We start from the raw sequence: 20,865 nt of genomic DNA on the forward strand, positions 1-20,865 counted from the left end.
ATTGGATGAAAAAACGAGGGCACAATATTACGACATCATCGAGAACGAGACGAACCGGCTTCAGCGCCTTGTCACGGACTTACTCGATCTCGCCCAGCTAGAGCGCGATTCGTACCCGATGACGAAAGAACCGGTCGTTTACTCGCAAGTACTTGAAGACGTCCTCTATCGTCTTGAACCGATTGCCCGTGCGAAAGGCGTGACAATCGAATCGGATTTAGACTTCGACTTGATCATCCTCGGTGACCATGACCGACTCGAACAAGTCATCGGCAATCTTCTCGACAACGCGCTCCGATATACGGATGCTGGCAAGACGATTCATGTGAAAACGTTCGCCGAAACCGAATATGCAATCACGGAAATACGCGACGAAGGTCGAGGCATCCCGAAAGAAGATTTAGACAAATTGACGGAACGCTTCTATCGCGTCAATAAATCACGGACACGAAAAGATGGCGGAACCGGCCTCGGTTTGGCCATTGCGAAGCACATTATCGAGCGTCATGAAGGGTCCCTTCATTTCAGCTCTGAAGTCGGACAAGGAACGACTGTCACTGTCGGTCTGCCGCTTCTACCTGACGATGAATTTGATATGTAAATAGGCAGCCGCGATGGCTGCCTTTTCTTTTCATATGTCTTTCCCTTTATATTGTTCGACCGACTCTCGTTCAAGTCGTTCGCGTTCGGCATGCGTCTGTGGAAAACCGTTCGCCTGCCATTCGGCACGGTGACTTGAATCAAGTTGCGTGAGCCCTTGCTCCGCTTCATCTTGATTCGCATCGACGCTTTCCCGTTCATCCATCTTCTGCCACGTATCTTCTTCCTCACGTTGCGAAAGCAGTGCCGCCACTTTTGGTGCAACGAGCGCCGCACCGGCAACACCTAAGACAATCCCCATCAACACTTTCCGATCCATCCTAACCCCTCCTTCACTATGCACTCTTCATTCCACCATTTTATAATCTCAAAACCATTATCGAAAACGTTTACAACATTTCTACGAGTGGAATGGCTAATGGAAGGAGGCGATTGGATGGAAAAGAAACGACCCACTTCGAAACGTCCGTTTGATAATCCGGACGCGGTAGACACGGACAAAGAAAGCATCTTTGACGAGGACGGCATGCAAACCGTCGACCCGATTCCTGTAGAGGAATTGAACGAACGAGTGAAGGATGAAAAGAATAAACGTCACTCCAAAGATGACTCAGTGAGTGAAAAGAAATATAAAGACACATAAACAAGCTGCGGACAAACGTCCGCAGCTTGTTATGTTAAATCTTTTGGTGAAAATCCGTAAGGCAACATCTCTTCTTTCGTCATCACTTTCGTATCACCGTTCAAGTTTGCAAGAATCAACGTGAAATCTTCGCCAGCGAATTCAGAAATCACTTGGCGGCACGCACCGCATGGTGAAATCGGGCCTTCCGTGTCACCGACGACGACGACCGTTTCAATCGCGTCACTACCTTCTGACACGGCTTTAAAAATGGCTGTGCGTTCGGCACACATCGATAGTCCGTACGAGGCGTTTTCCACGTTACATCCTGTAATTTCGTTTCCTGATGTATCGATGACGACAGCTCCTACTTTAAACTTTGAATACGGTGTATAGGCGCGTTTGCGCGCTTCGATGGCTTTATGGACGAGTTCTTGTACGCGTTCTTGTGAGATCATAGGATGTTCCTCCACTTCTATATTTGAAAAGAAGTCTGACATCTGAACTATATCGTGAAAACGCTTACGTGACAAGCCTTTTCACGGTCTCGTCAATATTTTTTCTTTTTCTTTTTCTCGAATACGACGACCGACTCGACATGAGATGTCTGTGGGAACATATCATACGGCTGTACGTAATTCACTTTGTATCCCGCTTTCATCAACTGGTCGGCGTCACGTGCGAGCGTCTGCGGGTTACATGACACGTAAACGATCCGCTTCGTTTTAGAAGAGATGATGGAATTGATCAATTGATGGTCCATCCCTGTGCGTGGCGGGTCGACTACGATGACGTCTGGGATCCATCCATCTTTTACCCAACGTGGAATCCAATGCTCGGCACGCCCTTCGACGTATGTGACATGGTTATAGCCATTTTCACGCATATGGTCATTGGCATCTTCGACCGCTTCCGGCACGACTTCCATTCCACGGATTTCTTTCGCATATGGGGCTAACCAAAGTCCGATCGACCCTACTCCTGCATACGCATCGATCACACGTTCTTCACCCGTCAATCCTGCGGCCTCGACCACTTCACGGTACATTTTTTCTGTCTGTGCCGGATTCAACTGGAAGAATGCGCGTGGTGATAAGTGATAATGAACGTCGTCTAATTGTTCATCCATTTTCTCCTGACCGGCGATGTGAACTGTCCGATAACCGAAAATAACACCCGAACGGTTTGCATTGATATTGATATGGAACGACACAACATTCGGCAATTCCATGATGCGGTCGCTCAATTCATCTAAATCAGGGACATCTTCATGTCCGACGACCAAAACGACTTGAACATCGTTCGTGTTATAACCCGAGCGGACGACGATTGTACGCGCGTACCCCGTGTCGCGACGTGCATCGTAGACGGGAATATCAAGTTCGTTTAAAATACGGACAATCGCATTGTTGATGTTCGTCGTATCCCGTTGTTGGACCATACAGTGCTCGATCGGCACGAGATGGTTCGAGTTCGGTTTGTAGAGACCTGATACGATCTCACCGCGACGCGTGCCGAGTGGGAATTGTGACTTGTTCCGGTAATACCATGGATCTTCCATGCCGATTGTTGGACGGATATCCGATTTGTCCACGTTTAGTTTCGTCTTTTGACGGAAGGCGTTTCGAACGATTTCTTCCTTATACTCCATCTGCAGACGTGAACTCATATGTTGGATTTGGCAGCCCCCGCACTCATCGTAAATCGGACAAGGTGCTTTGACGCGGTCTTTCGAGTCGTTATCTCGTTTGACGACACGCGCTTCCGCATAGTTTTTTTCCACACGCGTGATTTCGACTTTGGCTCGTTCTCCCGGCAATAAGTTCGGAATGAAGATGACCATGCGATTAAGTGTCGCAATGCCTTCTCCATTAATGCCAAGTCGTTCGACCGTGACATCTTTAAAATCTCCTGTGATTAATTTCAATCTGATTCATCCTTTCGAGACGATTGTTCTAGGTCTTTGGCGTAACGCACTACTTTAGCGCGCAACGAATCAATGTCGGCTAACAGGCGATGTAAATCTTCAGGTGTCGTATGCTCGTCTAGCGTATTGACCGATAGACAGAGTAATTCCGTTCTCGATTTTAGGACGTTCATCTTTCCGGCAGTATCTGTTCGTGATTTACCCATCTTGTAATCGCTCCTTTGGTTCGTGACAAAGAGTTGCTATTATAGCATACTATTTCGTGTAACTTGATGAAAAGGTGGAATCCACATGCAAAACATCTCCCCAACTTTCGACCCTTGGGAAGCCTATCTCGACCAAGTCGAACACGGTCGACTCGTCTTATCCAATGTCGAAGTCACTACAACGAAGCTGTGTAACATGCGCTGCGAACATTGTGCGGTCGGTTATATGCTAGACCAAACAGAAGAACCAGAAGTTCCGCTCGACCTGTTGATTCAACGACTGGATGAGATCGAACATTTGCGTGCCTTCTCCATCACAGGCGGTGAACCGATGCTGTCTATGAAATCGGTCCGCAACTATGTCGTTCCATTGTTACGTTATGCGAAAGAACGTGGTGCGCGTACGCAAATCAACTCGAACTTGACGCTACCGTTATCTCGCTATCATCTTATTACCCCTTACTTGGACGTTTTGCACATTTCGCATAACTGGGGCACCGATGCCGATTTCCTTGAAGGCGGATTCGCGATGATGGACCGGAAACCAAGTGAAGAGGCACGTTTGAAAATGCTCCAGACGATGAAAGACAACGCACGTGCTCTCACATCTGAAGGAATCATTGTGTCCGCGGAGACGATGATCAACAAACGAACGATTCCGCACTTGAAAGAGATTCATGAAGAAATCGTATCGCTCGGTTGCCAAAGGCATGAGGTGCACCCAATGTACCCCGCAGACTTCGCTAGCGCCCTCGAATCAGCATCGCTCGCTGATACGCGACAAGCCATCCATGACTTACTCGATGTCCGTGACGAGAACGTATGGATGTTGTTCGGGACGTTACCATTCTATGCATGTTCTGACCTACCTGAAGACCGTGCTCTGTTGAAGCGACTTCATGAAACAAAAAACGTGACCGTTCGAAACGACCCAGATGGACGTTCTCGTCTCAACACGAATATCTTTGACGGACAGATCATCGTGACCGATTTCGGTGATGAACTCGGTTCACTCGGCACCGTCTATGACACACCATTCCAAGAGGCGTATGATACGTGGACGAACAGCCAATTGAACGCTACACTCTCTTGTCACTGCCCTGCCGTGAAGTGTCTCGGGCCGAACGCACTCGTTAAACAAGCATATTATCCGACGGTCGATTTCCAATCTCGTAAAGCTACATCGTTTTAAATATTTCAATTAGGGAAATGTTCTGTATATTAAATGAATCGAGGTGCGTGTAGATGACTGCGATTTATATCCTCATGATTACCGTGATGGCCATCATTATTTTTGGCGGAGTACTGAGCATCTTATTGACAGCCGCATTCGTTTCAGACAAAGTAGAGCATGATGAAATGTTTAGTCAAGGCAGTTGGGATGATGAATTGCTGCATTTGAATCACTCTCCACAACCGATTGACGACACGAAAAGCTGAGACCCTTCTCGGCTTTTTACTTTGACTTCATGAGGTGAACCTATGCTCCGTTTTCGTTTTATGATTTTGCTATTGATTGTCTTTATTTCCGGTTTGATTCAAGGTGCGCTCATCCCACTCTTATCCACGTTGATTGAACGGGATGGGGCCCCGGCCTGGGTGAACGGACTGAACGCGACGATGCTTTACGTCGGTGTGATCGTCTCTGCGCCTCTCCTGGAGCGATTCGTCCGTAAATATGGATTCCGACCGACCATCGTCCTCGGTATCGTATTGACGGCTGTCGCGACCTTCGCTTTACCGATTTGGCCGTCCTTACTCGTTTGGGCGATGATGCGCTTCTTCATCGGATTCGGCGACTCGGCTCTACACTACGGGTCACAAGTATGGGTGACCTCAGCAAGTGAAAAGAGCAGTCTCGGTCGAGCGATGGCGTATTATGGAATGTCTTTCAGTCTCGGTTTTGCCATCGGTCCATTGATCGCACCACTCGTCGACCTATGGTTTTGGTTACCGTTCCTCATTATCGTCTTCTTCTGTCTCGCTTCGTTGATGCTCGTCTTTAAAGTCGAGAACGAGTTTCCGGAGGTCGAAAAAATGAAGACCGACTCGAAAGGACGAATTCGCCTGATTCTTGTCGGTGCGGGATACACGCTTCTCCCTGCCTTTACATATGGGTTTCTCGAAGCGAGCTTAAATGCCAACTTTCCCATTTTTACGTCTCGGAATGGGATGAGTTTGACGGAAACGAGCACACTCATCACAACGTTCATCGTCATGTCGATTGTCGTTCAGCTTCCTCTTGGTCGCCTCGCAGACTTGTACGGTAAGAAGCGGATCTTACAAATCGTGCTGACGTTTGGCACACTCGTATTCACTTTGGCGAATCTTGTTGTCGATTCCTATATCGGTCTACTCTTCCTATTCGCACTTGCCGGCGCCGGGCTAGGATCGACTTATTCACTTGGTTTGGCACATATGACAGAGGTGCTTCCCCGATCGTTACTGCCGACGGGAAACATGCTTTACAGTATTTCATTCAGCATCGGTTCGATATCAGGTCCAATGATCGGTGCCTTCTGGTTATCTTTACCGAAAGAGATCTATTTCTTTATGTATGCCTTCATTCTCGGTATTCTGGCGCTACGACTCTTCACGTCGACCGCTAAACCAATCGACTTATAAACAGAGGCAGATGGTTCCCATGAACCACCTGCCTCTGTTTTTATTCCACTACTCGTTCCATTTCATCATCGTTTAACTGCAAAGCTCGGATAAACACTTCGTCTAGCGCGAATGGTTCAGTGTCTAGCGAAGCGAGTACATCGGATTTTAGCGTCACTTCTACGACACGGTCATCGAACTGCCATCTCGTCTGAATATCATCACCTTGTCTTGTGGCGCGGGTCGCCACTGGACCGTGACGTTCTTTTAAACTTTGACTCACGCACTTCATCACGTACTTGACGTACTCATCTTTCGGCTGACGTGAGATGAGAATGTTTCGAACGATTCGATTTCTAGTCATTGTTTCTCCTCCTCCCTTTGAATGATTGCGCACGCAAGTCTTTACAAACGAAGACCGATTTTCGAAATTTAAAATTCAGAATTTTTAATATATTTTGTCATGGGATTTCAATTCCGTCAACTCTGTCTCTAATTCAAATGACATCCGTTTGTTTTTTTGTACGGCGACCTTGAAAATACGTAGATAAATAAATGCCGACAATAACGAATCCGAGTCCGACCACCGCATTCCACGGAATCGTTTCACCGAGTAAAATCCCTGACAACATGACACCAAATAAGGGAACTAAAAAGATATAGAGTGAAATTCGACTGACCGGATTGTATTTCATTAACGTGTTCCACAATGTAAATCCGATCGCTGACAACATCGCCAAGTAAAACAGGAACGCAATCGTCTGTGCGGTGTACGGCATGGAAACACCATTCGGGTCTAATAGATAGCCGATCAGCAGTAACCCAACTGAACCGATCACCATCGCCCAAGCCGTCATCGGGGCAACATCATACGTCTTCGAGTAGTCCTTCGCTATCAAGTTCCCGAATGCTCCGGATACCATCGCCAAGATGAGTAAAATCTCTCCTAAGCCAAAACCAACTTCAGATCCGGTCGCCGGCCAGTTTGCGATGACAATTCCGGAAAAACCAAACGTCAAAGCAAACCCCTTCAATCGATTCAATTTATCGTCTTCATATCGGAAATGAGCGAGAGCCATTTGGAAAAACGAAGTAGAACCAGCAATGATCGATCCCTGGACCCCGGTCGAAATGGAAAGTCCGATATAGAAGAACAAATATTGTAGAAACGTCAAAAATGAACCGAGATGCGCATACGCTTTAACCTTTTCACGTGTCAATCGGACAGACCGTTTCAATACGGTCTGACTGATGATGAGCAATAGAATCCCTGCGAGTAAAAAACGCTCGCCAGCGAACAATAGTTGTTGCCCATACTCGTTCGATTGAATATCAAGCTTCTCATAACTCAATTTGATGAATGGGAACGCACTCCCCCATAACAACGTATTGAAAATCGCCAATAACGCCACCGTCCAAGGGCGTTCAAATATATTTTGCATGACACAAAAACTCCTTAATCTTTTTATTTGTGAGTCACTGATAAGCGTGTTAAGATAAACCTAGATAATAATAATTATAAATAAAGGATTCGGATTAAACTTCTATAAATTCTTTATTTTAAGCCAATTGAAGATGATAATCATCATCAGTCATTATCATTTAATCGAGATTTATTCTCAATTAGAAAGAAGGGATTATCGATGAACGTCCAATCGGTTACGCACGAAAAAAGCCACGTTTTCAAACGGGCTAGCTGGTACGAACATATTGAATTGATCATGGCGCTCATTAGCGGTGTATTGATTGTACTCGCTTATATCGCCGAAACACAAGGCGGAGCGCCTTGGATTCATGTCACACTTTACTTATCCGCCTTCTTCATCGGAGGATACGCAAAAGCGAAAGAAGGGATTTCGGATACGATTGAGACGAAATCGCTGAATGTAGAGCTTCTCATGATTATCGCCGCCATCGGTGCCGCTTCGATTGGGTACTGGATGGAAGGGGCAATCCTCATCTTCATCTTTGCTTTATCCGGGGCACTCGAGACGTATACGATGAACAAAAATGAACGTGCCCTCGAATCGTTAATGGAATTACAGCCGGAACAGGCGACTCGTCTAACAGACACTGATGAACTCGAGGTTGTTCATATCGACGACCTTCGTGTCGGAGATCGGATTTATGTCCGTCCTGGTGAACGCATTCCGGTTGATGGAAAAATTGTAAAAGGGAATGCTTCCGTAGAAGAAGCCGCTATCACAGGCGAATCCGTCCCTGTTGATCGTCAAGTCGGTGATGACGTGTTCGGATCGAGCGTCAACTTGAACGGAGTATTGACGATCGAAGTGACAAAACTTGCGACGGAAACACTATTCCAAAAGATCATTCAAATGGTCCAACAAGCACAAGAAGAGAAATCACCGTCTGCACAGTTCATCGATCGATATGAAGGACGTTATGTTCAAATCGTGCTCTTCTCTGTTGCGGCCATCATCATTCTCGGACCGTTCGTCACGTCGTGGTCTCTTGAAACGAGTATCTATCGCGGCATGATCCTTCTCGTTGTCGCCTCCCCTTGCGCACTCGTCGCCGCCATCACACCGGCCGCGCTGGCTGCCATCGCCTCTTCTGCAAAACACGGGATTCTCTTCAAAGGCGGTGCTCATATCGAGAACATGGGACGTCTAAAAGCAATCGCCTTTGACAAGACCGGGACACTCACAATTGGGAAACCGATTGTGCAAGAAGCGCTCATCTCACCTTCATTAGAAGAGGAGGACGTCAACCGAATTGTCAGTTTGATTGAAGAGCATTCGATGCATCCACTTGCTGAAGCGCTCGTTTCCTACACCGGAAAACATACCGGGGAAATGACACACTTCAAAGACATCACAGGCTCCGGAATTGAAGCAACGATTGACGGGACGACGTATCGGGTCGGAAAACAGAAGTTCGCTGACCAAAGCGGTGATTTCTTTAAACATGATGTCGAACGATTGAAAGAGGCTGGTCACACCCTCGTCTTTATCAGTGACGAGTCACGTACAATCGGTGCTTACGCTTTACGTGACACACTACGCCCTGAGGCAAAAGTAGCAATCCAGCGGTTGAACGACTTAGGGATTGCGACGATCATGATTACCGGGGACAACGAGGCGACCGCTCGCGCCATCGCGAACGAAGCCGGATTGACACGCTATATCGCCGAATGTTTGCCCGAAGAGAAGGTTTCGCAAATCAAGACGTTACGCGAGGAATATGGAACAATCGGGATGATCGGCGACGGAATCAACGATGCCCCTGCCCTTGCGACAGCCGACGTCGGGATTGCCATGGGCGAAGGAACGGATGCCGCACTAGAAACGGCAGATGTCGTCTTAATGAAAAACGACCTCGTCCGATTGAGTGACGCCATTCGTCAATCGCGCAAATTAAATCGAATCGTCTTACAGAACGTCGTTTTTGCACTCGGTGTGATTCTTGTCTTGATTGCAACGAACATCTTTGAGTTACTCATCATGCCGTTCGCGGTTGTAGGACATGAAGGCTCAACCATTTTGGTTATTTTGAACGGCCTCCGACTCCTCACGTCATCGTGGGAGTGATCCATTCGACAAAATGGAATCGATGATTGAAACAATATGTCGATTTCGTTATAATTGAAACAATGTGTCTACAGACTGAAACAGATCGAAAGATTGACTAAAGGTGGTACAAGATATGAATACGATTGCAGTCATCGGCAAGGTGTTTGTCGATATTAAAGGGACTTCCTTTGCACCGCTCCACAAAGATGCGAAGAATGTCGGCGACATCACTTTTTCCAATGGCGGAACAGGTCGAAACGTTGCTCAAAACTTAGGTGTGCTCGGCAACGATGTCCGCTTCGTCTCGACCGTCACGAACGACCAAATCGGTGTCGGTGTCCTCGAAGAATTACGTTGCTTGAATGTAAACGTCGATGGGGTCGACATGCTTGACGATAATGGTATGGGAATGTGGCTCGCTGTAATGGACAACAACGGCGATCTTCAAACATCTATTTCGAAACAACCAGACGAAGCCCGTATGGAAGAAGCGATTTTACGTCAAATCGATACGGTCTTCGAAGAGAGCGACGCAGTCGCCATCGATTTAGACTTATCAGTCAACGTCTTGAACGAGACGATTGAACTATGCCGTGAAATGGATTTACCGCTTTATGGTGTCTGTGGCCATCTATCCGTCATCGAACGAAACCGTCATTTGCTTCAAGGATTCACAGGATTCATCTGCAGTCGTGAGGAAGCGGAAATTTTGTCCGACATGTCAATCGTCACAGTGGACGATGCCCTTCGCGTCGCGGAAGTACTCGCCATGAAAGGTGCTCCCCTCACAATCGTCACGATGAGTGAGCTTGGCGCTGTATATGTCGACCTTCGTACGAACGAACAAGGTCACGTCCCGACGACAAAAGTGAAAGTCGCCGACTCCACAGGAGCGGGTGATTCATTCTTCTCCGCTGTCATCTCGGAGCTCATGAAACAACATTCGATTGAAGAGGCGCTTCGATTGGGCATGCGCGTCGCAGGAAAAGTCATCGCCTCTCACGAGAACGGATTGACGCAAGAAATGTACACATCATTAGAACAACCTACGCAAGAATGAAAAGAACGCATCGGCAAATCGTCGGTGCGTTTTGTGCAAAATTACAGGAACGAAAGGAACGATCTCAGTGGTTCGAACGAAATTAAGAAGCGCGATTATTTTAATGAATGATCAAGATGAAGTGGCTTTGATCCGTCGCGAGAAAGAAAACGTCCTCTATTATGTTTTTCCAGGTGGCGGAGTCGAATATGGGCATACAACAGAAGAAACAGCCGTACGTGAAGCATTTGAAGAACTCGGTGTTCACGTAGAACTAGAAGGTGTCGCTGCCCATGTTGCGTTTAATAATGAGTTAAATCCTTATTATTGGGCGAAGATGACAGGTGGTGAATTCGGAACCGGGACAGGTGAAGAGTTCCAAGAAGAACAGACTAACGGATCGTATACACCGATGTGGATCAAACGGTCTGCACTCCCTCATCTCCCCGTTCGTCCACCTTCACTTGCTGAAAAACTCGCCTCACATGAGGAACGCTTTTATGATTTGACCTTATCGGAGGAGTAATCAGGTGTACACCCTGCCGAAATCGGGAAACGTTTTTTAACGATTGAGTCAGGAGGGTTTTATAATGGCAATGACAGAAGTGAAGGAAAAAAAGAATTGGCTTTCATTTGGGAAAGAGTTATTTCGACGATTTCAAGAGCATGATGTACAAGACTACGGGGCTACCCTCGCATTCTTTTGGTTTTTATCCATTTTTCCTGGAATCATCTTTATTTTGGCGCTCTTGTCCTTTTTCGATGTCTCACAAGATTCGTTTCAGAATCAATTGAACGATTTGGCACCCGGGTCCGCAGCTTCCGGGTTTTTAACGGGAATTTTCGAAGCAATCGGCGAACCGCGAGGCGGTCTTTTATCGCTCGGTGCGATTTTGGCGATTTGGTCCGCCGCAAAAGGGGTCGACCGTCTCATCACGACCTCCCTTCATGCTTATGGTGAAGATAATGAACGTAACTTTTTTGTGAAAAAAGGGTTGGCACTCGGATTGACGATTCTCCTTGGAATCGGGATGCTACTGCTGATTCTATCGAACGTATTTGGTTCTCAAATCATTTCGTTCGTCACTGAGTATTTACCCGTCAATATCACCGGAGCCGAAGAAATGATGATCAACGTGTTTCGATATGTCCTTACGACGGTTGTCCTCATTTTAACGCTCTCGATTTTTTATAAAGTATCTCCACAACAGCACGTCTTTTGGAAAAGCACTATCCCCGGTGCCATCTTCGGTGTCATCGGTTGGCAAGTCGTCTCATTCGGTTTCAGCCTATACGTTTCAAACTTTGGGAGTTACGACTCGACTTACGGTTCACTCGGAGGAATCATCGTCACGTTGCTCTGGTTACAATTAACCGGGATGATTATTTTAATCGGATCTGAAATCAACGCGACATGGATGCGCTTCTTCAAGACACCGAGTGAACAGGAATACGAACGCGACTTCAAAAAGAACAAAAAGAAAGCGAAACAAAAGCAAGAGGAAGATAACTTTGACGACATCCCGACGAACACGTACGGATAATTCAAAAGGAGCACGTTCAAGGTGAACGCGCTCCTTTCTTATGCTTCAATCGGATCAAGACGTCCCGTCGCCGGGTCAATCACGAAGCCGTGTACATTCGTTCCTGGTGGTAACAGTGGATGGTTATTAATCAGGTTAACAGAATGAACGACGTTCTCTTCAACTGAATCAAATCCATGTAGCCACTGCTCCAAATCCATTCCTGAAGACTTTAGCGTCTTCAACGTTTGCGGGTCGATTCCACGACGCTCCATCTCTTCGATGACGACAGTCGGTTCAATCGCCGCCATCCCACAATCGTAATGTCCGACAACGACAACTTCTTCTGCTCCTAGCGCATAGAGTGCGACCAAAATCGATCGCATGGCCGAACCGAATGGATGCGACAAGACCGCACCCGCATTTTTAATGATTTTAGCGTCTCCGTTCTTAAGTCCTAGCGCTTGAGGTAATAGTTCCGTCAAACGTGTATCCATACACGTCAAAATGACGATTTTTTTATCCGGGAATTTATCAGATACGAACGGTTCGTACTGTTTTTCCTCTACGAAACGTTTATTGAATTCAAGCATTTCTTTTACGACTGACACGTTAACGCCTCCTCTTTTTTACAACACAAATCTTGAAACGATGAGTCCGACGACCATCCACGCCCCGAACAGCGTATTGACTTTCGCTGTCATCGCCATGGCAGGCATCAACGCGGCCGGTTCTGCCTTCTGCCAAAACCGTTGAATCGCCCGGATCATGACCGGCACCGTTAAGAGTGACAGCAAGACCCATGGAGTGACGCCATAAAACATGACGGCGACGATGATGCCGACTAATGCCGCGATAAAGAACGCTGCCAATACATACACCGCACGTCGATGACCGACCAGACACGCAATCGTTTTTCGGCCATTCTTTTTATCGTTATCTAAATCACGGATGTTATTCGCAAGTAAGATTGCCCCTATCAATAAGGCCATCGGGAACGACACGAGTAGCAACTCCGTAATCACCGTATTGATTTGGATAAAGCCGGCAATCCCGATGATGACATATCCCATGAATAGCCCAGCGACAATTTCACCAAACGGCGTATAGGCAATCGGTAGCGGCCCTCCAGTATATAAGTAGCCAACAAGCATAGACAAGGCGCCGATCCAAAGCAAATGCCAGCTTGTGGATGCCGCAATGTAGAGCCCGAGTAGTGCCGCAATCGTATACATGCCGAGCGCAATCGCTAATACTTGCTGTGGTGTAAATCCATCACGTACGATGGAGCCTCCGATTCCGATGGACCCCTCATGATCAAGACCACGCTTGTAGTCATAATACTCGTTAAATAAGTTCGTCGCGATTTGAATAAGGACAGATGCCACTAACATGGCAAGGAAAAGTCCCCACTTGAGTTCGGTTTGATCGAGGACGATGAACGTCCCGAGCAAGACCGGAATAAAGCTTGCGGTCAGGGTATGCGGGCGAATCATTCGCCAATATGCCCCTTTCGATTTCTGTTTCATTTCGTTCCCTCCCTTCGTTAGTTTACGTCTCGATGAAAAAATCTGTCAACGCCAGCCCATTATCCTAGATTCTTGATCATTTCCCGAGCATTTCATAGGCAGGTGTATTGCGAACTCATGATACACTAAAGATTGAGAATTCTATCGGATTGAGGAGGCTTTTCTTTTATGCCAGATACTCAAACACATATAAAACAGCGAATTGAGCAGGCCCATAAACGGGCTCGAGCTTGGCAACGGCCTGTCCTCGCATCATACACATGGGAAATCTCGGCGTTCGATGCTTTTCAAATCATCCAGAACACCGATACGTCCCATTATTATTTCATGACACCAGACCGGACGCTCGAAATGCTAGGTTGCGGGGATGCACTCGTCTTGAGCGCTTCTGGACCCGAACGATTTCAGCGACTTCAATACGATTGGAGTCTTCACCGACGAGATGTCGATGCGACAATCCACGCGTTCGCCGGTTTTTCATTCGACACGTTTATGCGACCACAAAAAAGTATGTGGGATGCCTTTGGGGAGGCATCACTCGTCGTCCCAAAATTTTTATACCGTCGCTATAAAGACCGACACACGTTGACAGTGGCCACTCTCGTCTCTTCGAAGCAGTCGGTCGAACAGTATTTGATTCAATTGGCAGATCAGTTGGCCCAGTTCAGTTCACTTCGTCCGACGGAAGAAGCGACGCCGTCTTATACAAAAGTGAAAGATGGGGTCGATCACTTCAAGTCCAGTTTCCAACAGGCTAAACAGTTGATTGAAGAAGAACGAGTTGAAAAAATCGTGATTGCCCGCGAAGAAATTTATCAGCGTTCCGATGATGCGTTCCCCTTCTCAAAAAGTTTGAAGCATTTAGCAGATCATCAAGAATCTAGTTACATCTATTTGTATCAACCAAAACGTGACACTGGTTTCTTTGGGGCGACTCCTGAACGATTGATTCAAAAAGAAGGCATGCAACTGAACACGGCTGCCATCGCCGGGACAATCAAGCGTCCGAAAACCGAGATCGAGGCAGAAATTGCGAAAGAGAAACTCCTAAACGATTCAAAAAATCGTGAGGAGCATCAAATTGTCGTGAAAGACATCAAGCAGGCGTTGACACCCTATACTGCACCGATTCAAACACGAGATACTCCGCAAATTTTGGCAAATCGCTCGGTGTTCCATCTACACACCCCAATTCAAGCGACACTCGAAACAAATGCTTCCTTGCTGTCACTTGCGGAATCGCTACATCCAACGCCAGCACTCGGCGGCTCTCCGAAGCGGACATCGGTCCGATTGCTTCGTGAAATCGAGCGATTCGACCGCGGGTGGTACGGTTCTCCGTTTGGTTGGGTAGACAATGAAGGCGACGGCGAGTTTGTCGTGGCAATCCGCTCTGCACTCGTTCAACACCAATTCGTCGCACTGTATGCTGGATGTGGGATTGTGAAAGACTCTGCACTCGAGCAAGAGCTCGAAGAAACAGAAATAAAAATGAGTCCAATCAAACAAGCTTTACAGTTTGATTTACACGATCAAGGAGGCACCCTAGATGAATAAGGTTTTGACCGATTGGGTCGCATCCATGGTAAATCGGCTTGTTGCGTCCGGTGTAAAAGACGTAGTCATCAGCCCAGGATCCCGCTCGACTCCGCTCGCTGTAGCGGCATATCTTCATCCTCAGATTCGTCATCACATCATCGTCGATGAACGATCTGCCGGATTTTTTGCTCTTGGACTGACCCGTACGTCCGAAACAATTCGCCCGGTCGCATTGATTTGCACAAGTGGAACGGCGGCAACAAACTACTATTCGGCTGTGACAGAAGCGTTCATATCGCAGTTGCCACTTGTCGTACTGACGACCGATCGTCCCTATGAACTGCGTAATGTCGGGGCTCCACAAGCAATCAATCAAGTCCGCCTCTACGGGGAACAAGTGAAGACAAGCGTTGATTTGCCCGTTCCAGAGGAGGCGACGTTATCGTTTATGCAACAAACGATTACCCGTTTCACGAATCTGTCGATGCAAGCACCGATGGGACCCGTTCATTTGAATGTGCCGTTCCGAGAACCACTGCTTCCGGATATCGAGTCATTGAAACAGATATTGAAGGCTGACCCTGTCTTGCCAGAACGACAGCGTATCCGGCCGACACAGGCGGATAAAGACATTTTCTCAGAACGGACGAGTCACAAACAACTCGCCTTCGTCGTCGGACCTTACACCCCGACATCTTGGCAGAAATCCATCGTTGAATTTGCTTCCGAGCGACAGATCCCGATTTTCGCCGATCCTCTCAGCGGCATGCGACGTTTCGACGGCGTCTTGACCAACTATGACACGTGGCTCGCAAGTGAGCATCGGACCGATTGGCTGCCTGAGGTGTTCGTCCGTTTCGGGGCTGCACCTGTTTCGAAACGCTTCAATCAATGGATGGCCATGGCGGACCAACTCGTCATCGATGAACCGGGATCTTATCGCGACCCAAGTAGCCGTGCCACGATCTGTTACGGCGACGCACTCGATTTTCTACCGCTCATCGCATCCGTAAACGAACCTCGATACCTTGAACGTTTACGCTTTTTTGAAGAGGTTGCCGAGTCTGCAAAATCGTCACTTCAAGGTGAAGCGGAATTGACGAAACGATTGCTCGATACATCGATTGAGCGTCTATTCGTCAGTAATAGCATGCCGATTCGAGATATAGATACATCACTGTCTGCTGGCACGAACATCCACGTTCTCGCCAATCGAGGCGCAAACGGAATTGATGGTGTGTTATCCACTGCACTCGGAAGCAGTTATGATACGTCTCACGGCGCTTTATTGATTGGTGATTTAGCGTTCTATCATGATAGCAACGCCTTGCAACTGTTAAAGCATCATCCTGGAAAATTTTCCGTCGTGATTGCTAACAATAACGGTGGAGGGATATTTTCCTTCCTCCCGCAGGCTTCTGTCGACACACAGTTGTTCGAAGATCTGTTCGGCACACCGCTTGATTTAAATATCCGTGGATTCGCTGACACATATGGCTTATCGTATCGTCTAATTGAACGACCGGATGAAATTCAAGAAGCGATTGAAGATGGCGTTCATTTAATCGAATTCCCATCGAATCGTGAGGAGAATGTGACGATCCATCGAGGTTGGACACAATCTGTCTGCGCTCGCCTCATCACGGAGAACGAATCATGAACATCGATTTACGTGGCGTACGTTATGAAGTGATTCATCGCGGTGAGGGAAAACCGGTATTATTTTTACACGGATTCACCGGAAACGCCCATTGGGTCGATTCGCTCCCTGCATTACCGATTCGTCTTGTGTCACCGTCGCTCCTCCAACATGGCGCAACGGAGCGCCCTTCAGTCAATCGTTCGACAATGAGTCAGCAAGTTAAAGATTTGTCCCGCTTACTGGATACGGACGACCGACCTTGGACAGTCGTCGGCTATTCACTCGGTGGGAGAATCGCATTGACACTCGCCGCATGCGACGAGCGTGTCGAACACGTCATCGGGATCAGCACGACCCCCGGTCTGCTCACTTCTAAGGAACGAGCCGCACGCCGCCGCCAAGATGCAGAATTGGCTCACTTGATTGAAACCAAGGGTATCGCTGCATTCGTGAATCGTTGGGAGAACCTTCCGCTTTGGCGACAGACGGAAGACATGAAACGTTCACTCCGAAAAGATCGGCTCGCCCAACACCCGAATGCCCTCGCAAACAGTTTGCGGTCAATCGGTACGGGACATATGCCGTCCTTATGGGGCACATTGCAGCGTCTCCCCCGTACCGACTTGATTGTCGGGTCAGACGATCTCAAGTTCAAAGCCATCGCAAGACACATGCAGGAAGAGCGACCAGATATTAAAATCTATGAAATTTCAAACGCAGGGCATGCTCCTCATATCGAGAATGCATCAGAGTTTGGTACAATAATAAAGAAATTGATTTTAGGGGGTATTTAAAATGGAATCAGTAGCGAACTGGACATCGGTCCGGACGTATGAAGACATTAAATATGAAACGTGGAACGGGATTGCCAAAATCACCATCAACCGTCCCGAAGTGCGCAATGCATTCCGTCCGTTGACGGTCAATGAATTGATTGATGCATTCGCTCGCGCGCGCGACGATAAAGAAGTCGGCGTCATCATCTTGACAGGTGAAGGCGAAAAGGCATTCTGTTCAGGTGGGGACCAAAAAGTTCGTGGACATGGCGGCTATGTCGGGGAAGATGAAATCCCACGCTTGAACGTCCTCGACCTTCAGCGCTTGATTCGTGTCATTCCAAAACCGGTCATCGCCATGGTCGCAGGTTTCGCAATCGGCGGAGGACACGTTCTTCATGTCGTCTGTGACTTGACGATTGCAGCGGACAATGCTCGCTTCGGACAAACAGGTCCTAAAGTCGGTTCGTTCGATGCAGGATACGGTTCTGGATACTTGGCACGGATCATCGGCCATAAGAAAGCTCGTGAAATCTGGTACCTTTGCCGTCAATACGATGCACAAGAAGCACTCGACATGGGACTCGTCAACACGGTGGTCCCACTCGATCAACTCGAAGCAGAAACGATCAAGTGGTGCCAAGAAATCTTACAACACTCACCTACAGCGCTTCGCTTCTTGAAAGCAGCAATGAACGCAGATACAGATGGTCTTGCCGGACTTCAGCAACTCGCTGGAGACGCAACGCTTCTCTACTACACGACAGATGAAGCAAAAGAAGGACGCGATGCGTTCAAAGAAAAACGTGACCCTGACTTCGGTCAATTCCCACGTTTCCCTTAATTGTTGAGAGAGTAGCGATTTCGCTACTCTTTTTTTGGAGGTGACAGCTATGTATGAATGGATTCGGAAACACCCAGCGTCACATCTCGCCCTTGTGACAGCTGACGATCGATTGACATGGGCAATGCTACGCACGGAAAGCCTTCAACTTGCCCAGTTCATCCATGAACAGACACCCACTGCCAAACGAATTGGCATATTCGCTAAAAACAGCAAAGACTATGTCATTGCCGTTCATGCAGTACATCTGCTCGGAAAAGTGCTTGTTCCGTTGAATACACGGCTGACCGAAGAGGAAGTGCGTACTCAGCTACAAACAGCAAAAGTGGACCTCCTTCTCGTTGACGTAGAAATCGATTTGTCTATCACCCAACTCCTGATCACACGCCGGACCACTTCATGTTTCACCGTGACCCATGAGTGGAATGAAGATGAAACCATGTCTCTCATGTTTACGTCCGGAACGACGGGTCGAGCCAAAGCGGTGCAACAGACGTACGGGAATCACCTCGCTAGTGCCCGAGCCGCTGAAGCGCATTTAGACTATCGTCCATCAGACCGGATGCTCGCGGTGACCCCGCTCTTTCACATGAGTGGACTGTCTCAAGTGTATCGGAGTGCCATCATCGGTTCGACGCTCTATGTCGAGCCACGATTCGATGTCGATCGAACACTTCACGTCATCGAGACAGAAGGCATCACCCAGCTATCACTCGTCTCAATTATGCTGCAACGATTGCTCGATGCTGGCCTGAAAAAGCACCGACTTCGCACGTTACTCGTCGGAGGCGGACCCGTCCCGCGCTCATTACTAGAAGAAGCAGAACGACGCAAGTTACCGATTGCTCAGACATACGGGATGACCGAGACGTGTTCTCAAGTCGCCACGCTGCTCCCGAGCGAAGCGCTCTCGCATATCGGTTCGAGTGGTCAGGCAATCGCCCCAACAAGTATTCGAATTAATTCAGACGGAGAAATCGAAGTAAAGGGACCAACTGTGACGAAGGGATACTTCGAACAACCTGAATCAGATGCTTGGACACCCGATGGTTATTGGCGAACGGGTGACCTCGGCACGATGAGGGATGGCTATTTATATGTACACGATCGCCGAACCGACCTTATTCTTTCAGGTGGTGAAAATGTTTATCCGGCTGAAATCGAAGCCGCCATGTTACGCTGTGCCGGTGTTCAAGACGTCGGCGTCACGAAACAGTCGCATCCGACTTGGGGAGAAGTCCCGATCGCCTTCGTCGTCGGCTCCTATGATCCAGCCGAGATGCAGCATGTTCTCGACTCACAGTTGGCTAAATATAAGCACCCGATCGCCATCCACTACGCACCGAATTTACCACGAAACGCGAACGGAAAATTAATGCGCCATCGCTTAAAGGAGCTACTGTCATGATCAAACGTGCTGAGCTTTCCATCGTCCCTTTGACGTTTAAACACCCGATTGTGACGGCACACGCCGTCTTATCTGTCCGAAGAACGCTTATCCTCCGTCTAGAGACCGTAGACGGTGTCATCGGATACGGAGAAGGTGCCGCTTTCGAAACACCTTGGTATACGGAAGAAACGACCCAATCCATGATCGATACGTCTAAACTAATTCTCAATTTACTGAAAGGGATGACGGTCACAACGGACGTGTTTCCGAACTTGGTCTCGTCCATCATCGGTCAGCACATGGCAAAGGCGATGTGGGAAAGTGCACTCTGGGAGATTGAAGCAACGCGCGCGAACAAATCACTCAAGTCATTCATGAGCGCCGGAGATTCCGTTTCCTGCGGACGAACAATCGGGATTGGGTTACTGAATCAAACGATGAAATCCATCGAGACGGCATTAGCTGACGGATTCGAACGCATCAAATTAAAGGCATCTCCTAATGAACTGGTTCCTGCCCTACGTGAGATTCGCGCGGTCTTCTCTGACGCGCCTCTCATGATTGATTTAAACGGAAGTGCGTCCGATCAACCGATGGAATGGTTCGAACAACTCGATGCCCATCGGTTATTGATGATCGAACAACCGTACCCAAGCCGACAATTCACAAAATCAGCGGCTCTCCAAGCAAAACTCACGACCCCCATTTGTCTCGACGAATCCATCACGTCTTATGACGACGTGGATACGATGGCACAACTCGGTGCGGGGAAGATTGTTAACATTAAACCCGCACGTGTCGGTGGGCTTAGCGAGGCGCTCCACATTCGAAAACACGGAACGCCATACTGGGTCGGTGGCATGTATGAATCCGGTATCGGAAGATATCATACACTCTTGTTTGCTTCGTTAAGCGGCGCGAGCTTCCCCGCGGACATGTCAGGCACGAGCGCTTATTTCGAGCAAGATTTACTCGATACCCCGCTTGAAGTGGAGAATGGAAAATTGACTCTTCCGGATTCCGTACAACCAGATTGGAATGTGATTGAACGGTTACGCGAAGAAGTGATTACATTGCAAACGTAAAAAAGG

At 48.0% G+C, this 20,865-nt stretch carries 23 protein-coding genes; 15 read left to right on the forward strand and 8 right to left on the reverse strand.

Going from position 1 to position 20,865, the window contains the following annotated elements:
* Window position 1 precedes the first annotated feature (1 nt).
* Window positions 2-601 carry a sensor histidine kinase gene (locus tag BBB58_RS15510; RefSeq protein ID WP_244150756.1) on the forward strand — a complete coding sequence of 200 codons (600 nt, stop codon included), beginning with the start codon at window positions 2-4 and terminating at the stop codon, window positions 599-601.
* Between the two features lie 30 nt (window positions 602-631).
* Here the strand turns inward: BBB58_RS15510 and BBB58_RS13680 are convergent, their stop codons facing one another.
* The gene (locus tag BBB58_RS13680; RefSeq protein WP_074037713.1) at window positions 632-919 is read right to left on the reverse strand and encodes a hypothetical protein; all 288 of its coding nucleotides are present in this window, start codon (window positions 917-919) and stop codon (window positions 632-634) included.
* Between the two features lie 117 nt (window positions 920-1,036).
* Between BBB58_RS13680 and BBB58_RS13685 the strand changes: the two genes are divergently transcribed.
* Window positions 1,037-1,243, forward strand: coding sequence for a YczO family protein (locus BBB58_RS13685; protein ID WP_074037714.1), 207 nt, complete (start codon window positions 1,037-1,039; stop codon window positions 1,241-1,243).
* 29 nt (window positions 1,244-1,272) lie between these two features.
* On the opposite strand, the gene BBB58_RS13690 is transcribed toward BBB58_RS13685, so the two are convergent.
* The 3 genes from BBB58_RS13690 to BBB58_RS13700 all read right to left on the reverse strand — a co-directional run bounded on the left by BBB58_RS13690 (window position 1,273) and on the right by BBB58_RS13700 (window position 3,355).
* Window positions 1,273-1,680, reverse strand: a complete 408-nt coding sequence (locus BBB58_RS13690; protein WP_074037715.1) for a cytidine deaminase — start codon at window positions 1,678-1,680, stop codon at window positions 1,273-1,275.
* Between the two features lie 92 nt (window positions 1,681-1,772).
* Entirely contained in the window at window positions 1,773-3,149 is a 1,377-nt protein-coding gene (rlmD, locus tag BBB58_RS13695; RefSeq protein ID WP_074037716.1) for a 23S rRNA (uracil(1939)-C(5))-methyltransferase RlmD, read from the reverse strand.
* Complete coding sequence (locus tag BBB58_RS13700; RefSeq protein WP_015880867.1) at window positions 3,146-3,355, reverse strand: hypothetical protein; 210 nt, start codon at window positions 3,353-3,355, stop codon at window positions 3,146-3,148. The genes rlmD and BBB58_RS13700 overlap by 4 nt, the downstream gene beginning before the upstream one ends.
* An 85-nt stretch (window positions 3,356-3,440) precedes the next feature.
* On the opposite strand from BBB58_RS13700, the gene yfkAB reads away from it, so the two are divergent.
* The 3 genes from yfkAB to BBB58_RS13715 are packed head-to-tail and all read left to right on the forward strand — an operon-like array spanning window position 3,441 to window position 5,980.
* Window positions 3,441-4,547: a radical SAM/CxCxxxxC motif protein YfkAB gene (gene yfkAB / locus BBB58_RS13705; RefSeq protein ID WP_074037717.1), complete on the forward strand. Its 1,107-nt coding sequence runs from the start codon at window positions 3,441-3,443 to the stop codon at window positions 4,545-4,547.
* A 53-nt stretch (window positions 4,548-4,600) separates the two neighbouring features.
* A complete protein-coding gene (locus tag BBB58_RS13710) occupies window positions 4,601-4,795 on the forward strand; it encodes a hypothetical protein (protein ID WP_015880865.1) in 195 nt (64 codons plus the stop codon).
* 42 nt (window positions 4,796-4,837) lie between these two features.
* A complete protein-coding gene (locus BBB58_RS13715) occupies window positions 4,838-5,980 on the forward strand; it encodes an MFS transporter (protein ID WP_074037718.1) in 1,143 nt (380 codons plus the stop codon).
* A 40-nt stretch (window positions 5,981-6,020) separates the two neighbouring features.
* Here BBB58_RS13715 and BBB58_RS13720 read toward each other — a convergent pair whose 3' ends face one another.
* Entirely contained in the window at window positions 6,021-6,323 is a 303-nt protein-coding gene (locus BBB58_RS13720; RefSeq protein ID WP_031421094.1) for a hypothetical protein, read from the reverse strand.
* 133 nt (window positions 6,324-6,456) lie between these two features.
* Window positions 6,457-7,401, reverse strand: a complete 945-nt coding sequence (locus BBB58_RS13725; protein WP_074037719.1) for a DMT family transporter — start codon at window positions 7,399-7,401, stop codon at window positions 6,457-6,459.
* Between the two features lie 201 nt (window positions 7,402-7,602).
* Between BBB58_RS13725 and BBB58_RS13730 the strand changes: the two genes are divergently transcribed.
* From BBB58_RS13730 to BBB58_RS13745, 4 genes are all read left to right on the forward strand, one after another.
* Window positions 7,603-9,510, forward strand: coding sequence for a heavy metal translocating P-type ATPase (locus tag BBB58_RS13730; RefSeq protein WP_074037720.1), 1,908 nt, complete (start codon window positions 7,603-7,605; stop codon window positions 9,508-9,510).
* A gap of 115 nt (window positions 9,511-9,625) precedes the next feature.
* A complete protein-coding gene (locus BBB58_RS13735; protein ID WP_031421089.1) occupies window positions 9,626-10,552 on the forward strand; it encodes a carbohydrate kinase family protein in 927 nt (308 codons plus the stop codon).
* A 67-nt stretch (window positions 10,553-10,619) separates the two neighbouring features.
* Window positions 10,620-11,057 (forward strand): NUDIX domain-containing protein, encoded by a 438-nt coding sequence (locus tag BBB58_RS13740; RefSeq protein WP_051829356.1) that lies wholly within the window; start codon window positions 10,620-10,622, stop codon window positions 11,055-11,057.
* Between the two features lie 64 nt (window positions 11,058-11,121).
* Window positions 11,122-12,075 carry a YihY/virulence factor BrkB family protein gene (locus tag BBB58_RS13745; protein WP_074037721.1) on the forward strand — a complete coding sequence of 318 codons (954 nt, stop codon included), beginning with the start codon at window positions 11,122-11,124 and terminating at the stop codon, window positions 12,073-12,075.
* Between the two features lie 38 nt (window positions 12,076-12,113).
* Here the strand turns inward: BBB58_RS13745 and BBB58_RS13750 are convergent, their stop codons facing one another.
* The gene (locus BBB58_RS13750; RefSeq protein ID WP_074037968.1) at window positions 12,114-12,647 is read right to left on the reverse strand and encodes a beta-class carbonic anhydrase; all 534 of its coding nucleotides are present in this window, start codon (window positions 12,645-12,647) and stop codon (window positions 12,114-12,116) included.
* A 36-nt stretch (window positions 12,648-12,683) separates the two neighbouring features.
* Window positions 12,684-13,583, reverse strand: coding sequence for a 1,4-dihydroxy-2-naphthoate polyprenyltransferase (locus BBB58_RS13755; RefSeq protein ID WP_074037722.1), 900 nt, complete (start codon window positions 13,581-13,583; stop codon window positions 12,684-12,686).
* 168 nt (window positions 13,584-13,751) lie between these two features.
* Between BBB58_RS13755 and BBB58_RS13760 the strand changes: the two genes are divergently transcribed.
* The 6 genes from BBB58_RS13760 to menC are packed head-to-tail and all read left to right on the forward strand — an operon-like array spanning window position 13,752 to window position 20,859.
* Entirely contained in the window at window positions 13,752-15,140 is a 1,389-nt protein-coding gene (locus BBB58_RS13760) for an isochorismate synthase (protein WP_074037723.1), read from the forward strand.
* A complete protein-coding gene (gene menD / locus BBB58_RS13765) occupies window positions 15,133-16,782 on the forward strand; it encodes a 2-succinyl-5-enolpyruvyl-6-hydroxy-3-cyclohexene-1-carboxylic-acid synthase (protein ID WP_074037724.1) in 1,650 nt (549 codons plus the stop codon). The genes BBB58_RS13760 and menD overlap by 8 nt, the downstream gene beginning before the upstream one ends.
* Window positions 16,779-17,558: an alpha/beta fold hydrolase gene (locus tag BBB58_RS13770; protein WP_074037725.1), complete on the forward strand. Its 780-nt coding sequence runs from the start codon at window positions 16,779-16,781 to the stop codon at window positions 17,556-17,558. Before menD ends, BBB58_RS13770 begins: the two co-directional genes overlap by 4 nt.
* Window position 17,559: 1 nt before the next feature.
* Window positions 17,560-18,384, forward strand: coding sequence for a 1,4-dihydroxy-2-naphthoyl-CoA synthase (menB, locus tag BBB58_RS13775; protein WP_015880852.1), 825 nt, complete (start codon window positions 17,560-17,562; stop codon window positions 18,382-18,384).
* A gap of 49 nt (window positions 18,385-18,433) precedes the next feature.
* On the forward strand, window positions 18,434-19,792 hold the full coding sequence (gene menE, locus BBB58_RS13780) for an o-succinylbenzoate--CoA ligase (protein WP_074037726.1): 1,359 nt from the start codon (window positions 18,434-18,436) through the stop codon (window positions 19,790-19,792).
* Window positions 19,789-20,859, forward strand: a complete 1,071-nt coding sequence (menC, locus tag BBB58_RS13785) for an o-succinylbenzoate synthase (protein WP_074037727.1) — start codon at window positions 19,789-19,791, stop codon at window positions 20,857-20,859. The genes menE and menC overlap by 4 nt, the downstream gene beginning before the upstream one ends.
* Window positions 20,860-20,865: the final 6 nt, after the last annotated feature.

Origin of the sequence: Exiguobacterium profundum (assembly GCF_001909285.1) — a bacterium.
In the GTDB taxonomy this organism is placed as follows: Bacteria; Bacillota; Bacilli; order Exiguobacteriales; family Exiguobacteriaceae; genus Exiguobacterium; species Exiguobacterium profundum.

Excerpts from the sequence above, each read along its gene's own strand:
- menE (WP_074037726.1), top strand. The coding sequence starts at position 18,434 with ATGTATGAATGGATTCGGAAACACCCAGCGTCACATCTCGCCCTTGTG.
- BBB58_RS13755 (WP_074037722.1), bottom strand. The coding sequence starts at position 13,583 with ATGAAACAGAAATCGAAAGGGGCATATTGGCGAATGATTCGCCCGCAT.
- BBB58_RS13760 (WP_074037723.1), top strand. The coding sequence starts at position 13,752 with ATGCCAGATACTCAAACACATATAAAACAGCGAATTGAGCAGGCCCAT.
- BBB58_RS13720 (WP_031421094.1), bottom strand. The coding sequence starts at position 6,323 with ATGACTAGAAATCGAATCGTTCGAAACATTCTCATCTCACGTCAGCCG.
- BBB58_RS13700 (WP_015880867.1), bottom strand. The coding sequence starts at position 3,355 with ATGGGTAAATCACGAACAGATACTGCCGGAAAGATGAACGTCCTAAAA.
- BBB58_RS13710 (WP_015880865.1), top strand. The coding sequence starts at position 4,601 with ATGACTGCGATTTATATCCTCATGATTACCGTGATGGCCATCATTATT.
- BBB58_RS13745 (WP_074037721.1), top strand. The coding sequence starts at position 11,122 with ATGGCAATGACAGAAGTGAAGGAAAAAAAGAATTGGCTTTCATTTGGG.
- BBB58_RS13685 (WP_074037714.1), top strand. The coding sequence starts at position 1,037 with ATGGAAAAGAAACGACCCACTTCGAAACGTCCGTTTGATAATCCGGAC.
- BBB58_RS13690 (WP_074037715.1), bottom strand. The coding sequence starts at position 1,680 with ATGATCTCACAAGAACGCGTACAAGAACTCGTCCATAAAGCCATCGAA.
- BBB58_RS13680 (WP_074037713.1), bottom strand. The coding sequence starts at position 919 with ATGGATCGGAAAGTGTTGATGGGGATTGTCTTAGGTGTTGCCGGTGCG.
- BBB58_RS13730 (WP_074037720.1), top strand. The coding sequence starts at position 7,603 with ATGAACGTCCAATCGGTTACGCACGAAAAAAGCCACGTTTTCAAACGG.
- menB (WP_015880852.1), top strand. The coding sequence starts at position 17,560 with ATGGAATCAGTAGCGAACTGGACATCGGTCCGGACGTATGAAGACATT.
- BBB58_RS13735 (WP_031421089.1), top strand. The coding sequence starts at position 9,626 with ATGAATACGATTGCAGTCATCGGCAAGGTGTTTGTCGATATTAAAGGG.
- BBB58_RS13750 (WP_074037968.1), bottom strand. The coding sequence starts at position 12,647 with ATGCTTGAATTCAATAAACGTTTCGTAGAGGAAAAACAGTACGAACCG.
- yfkAB (WP_074037717.1), top strand. The coding sequence starts at position 3,441 with ATGCAAAACATCTCCCCAACTTTCGACCCTTGGGAAGCCTATCTCGAC.
- menC (WP_074037727.1), top strand. The coding sequence starts at position 19,789 with ATGATCAAACGTGCTGAGCTTTCCATCGTCCCTTTGACGTTTAAACAC.
- BBB58_RS13770 (WP_074037725.1), top strand. The coding sequence starts at position 16,779 with ATGAACATCGATTTACGTGGCGTACGTTATGAAGTGATTCATCGCGGT.
- BBB58_RS13715 (WP_074037718.1), top strand. The coding sequence starts at position 4,838 with ATGCTCCGTTTTCGTTTTATGATTTTGCTATTGATTGTCTTTATTTCC.
- menD (WP_074037724.1), top strand. The coding sequence starts at position 15,133 with ATGAATAAGGTTTTGACCGATTGGGTCGCATCCATGGTAAATCGGCTT.
- BBB58_RS13725 (WP_074037719.1), bottom strand. The coding sequence starts at position 7,401 with ATGCAAAATATATTTGAACGCCCTTGGACGGTGGCGTTATTGGCGATT.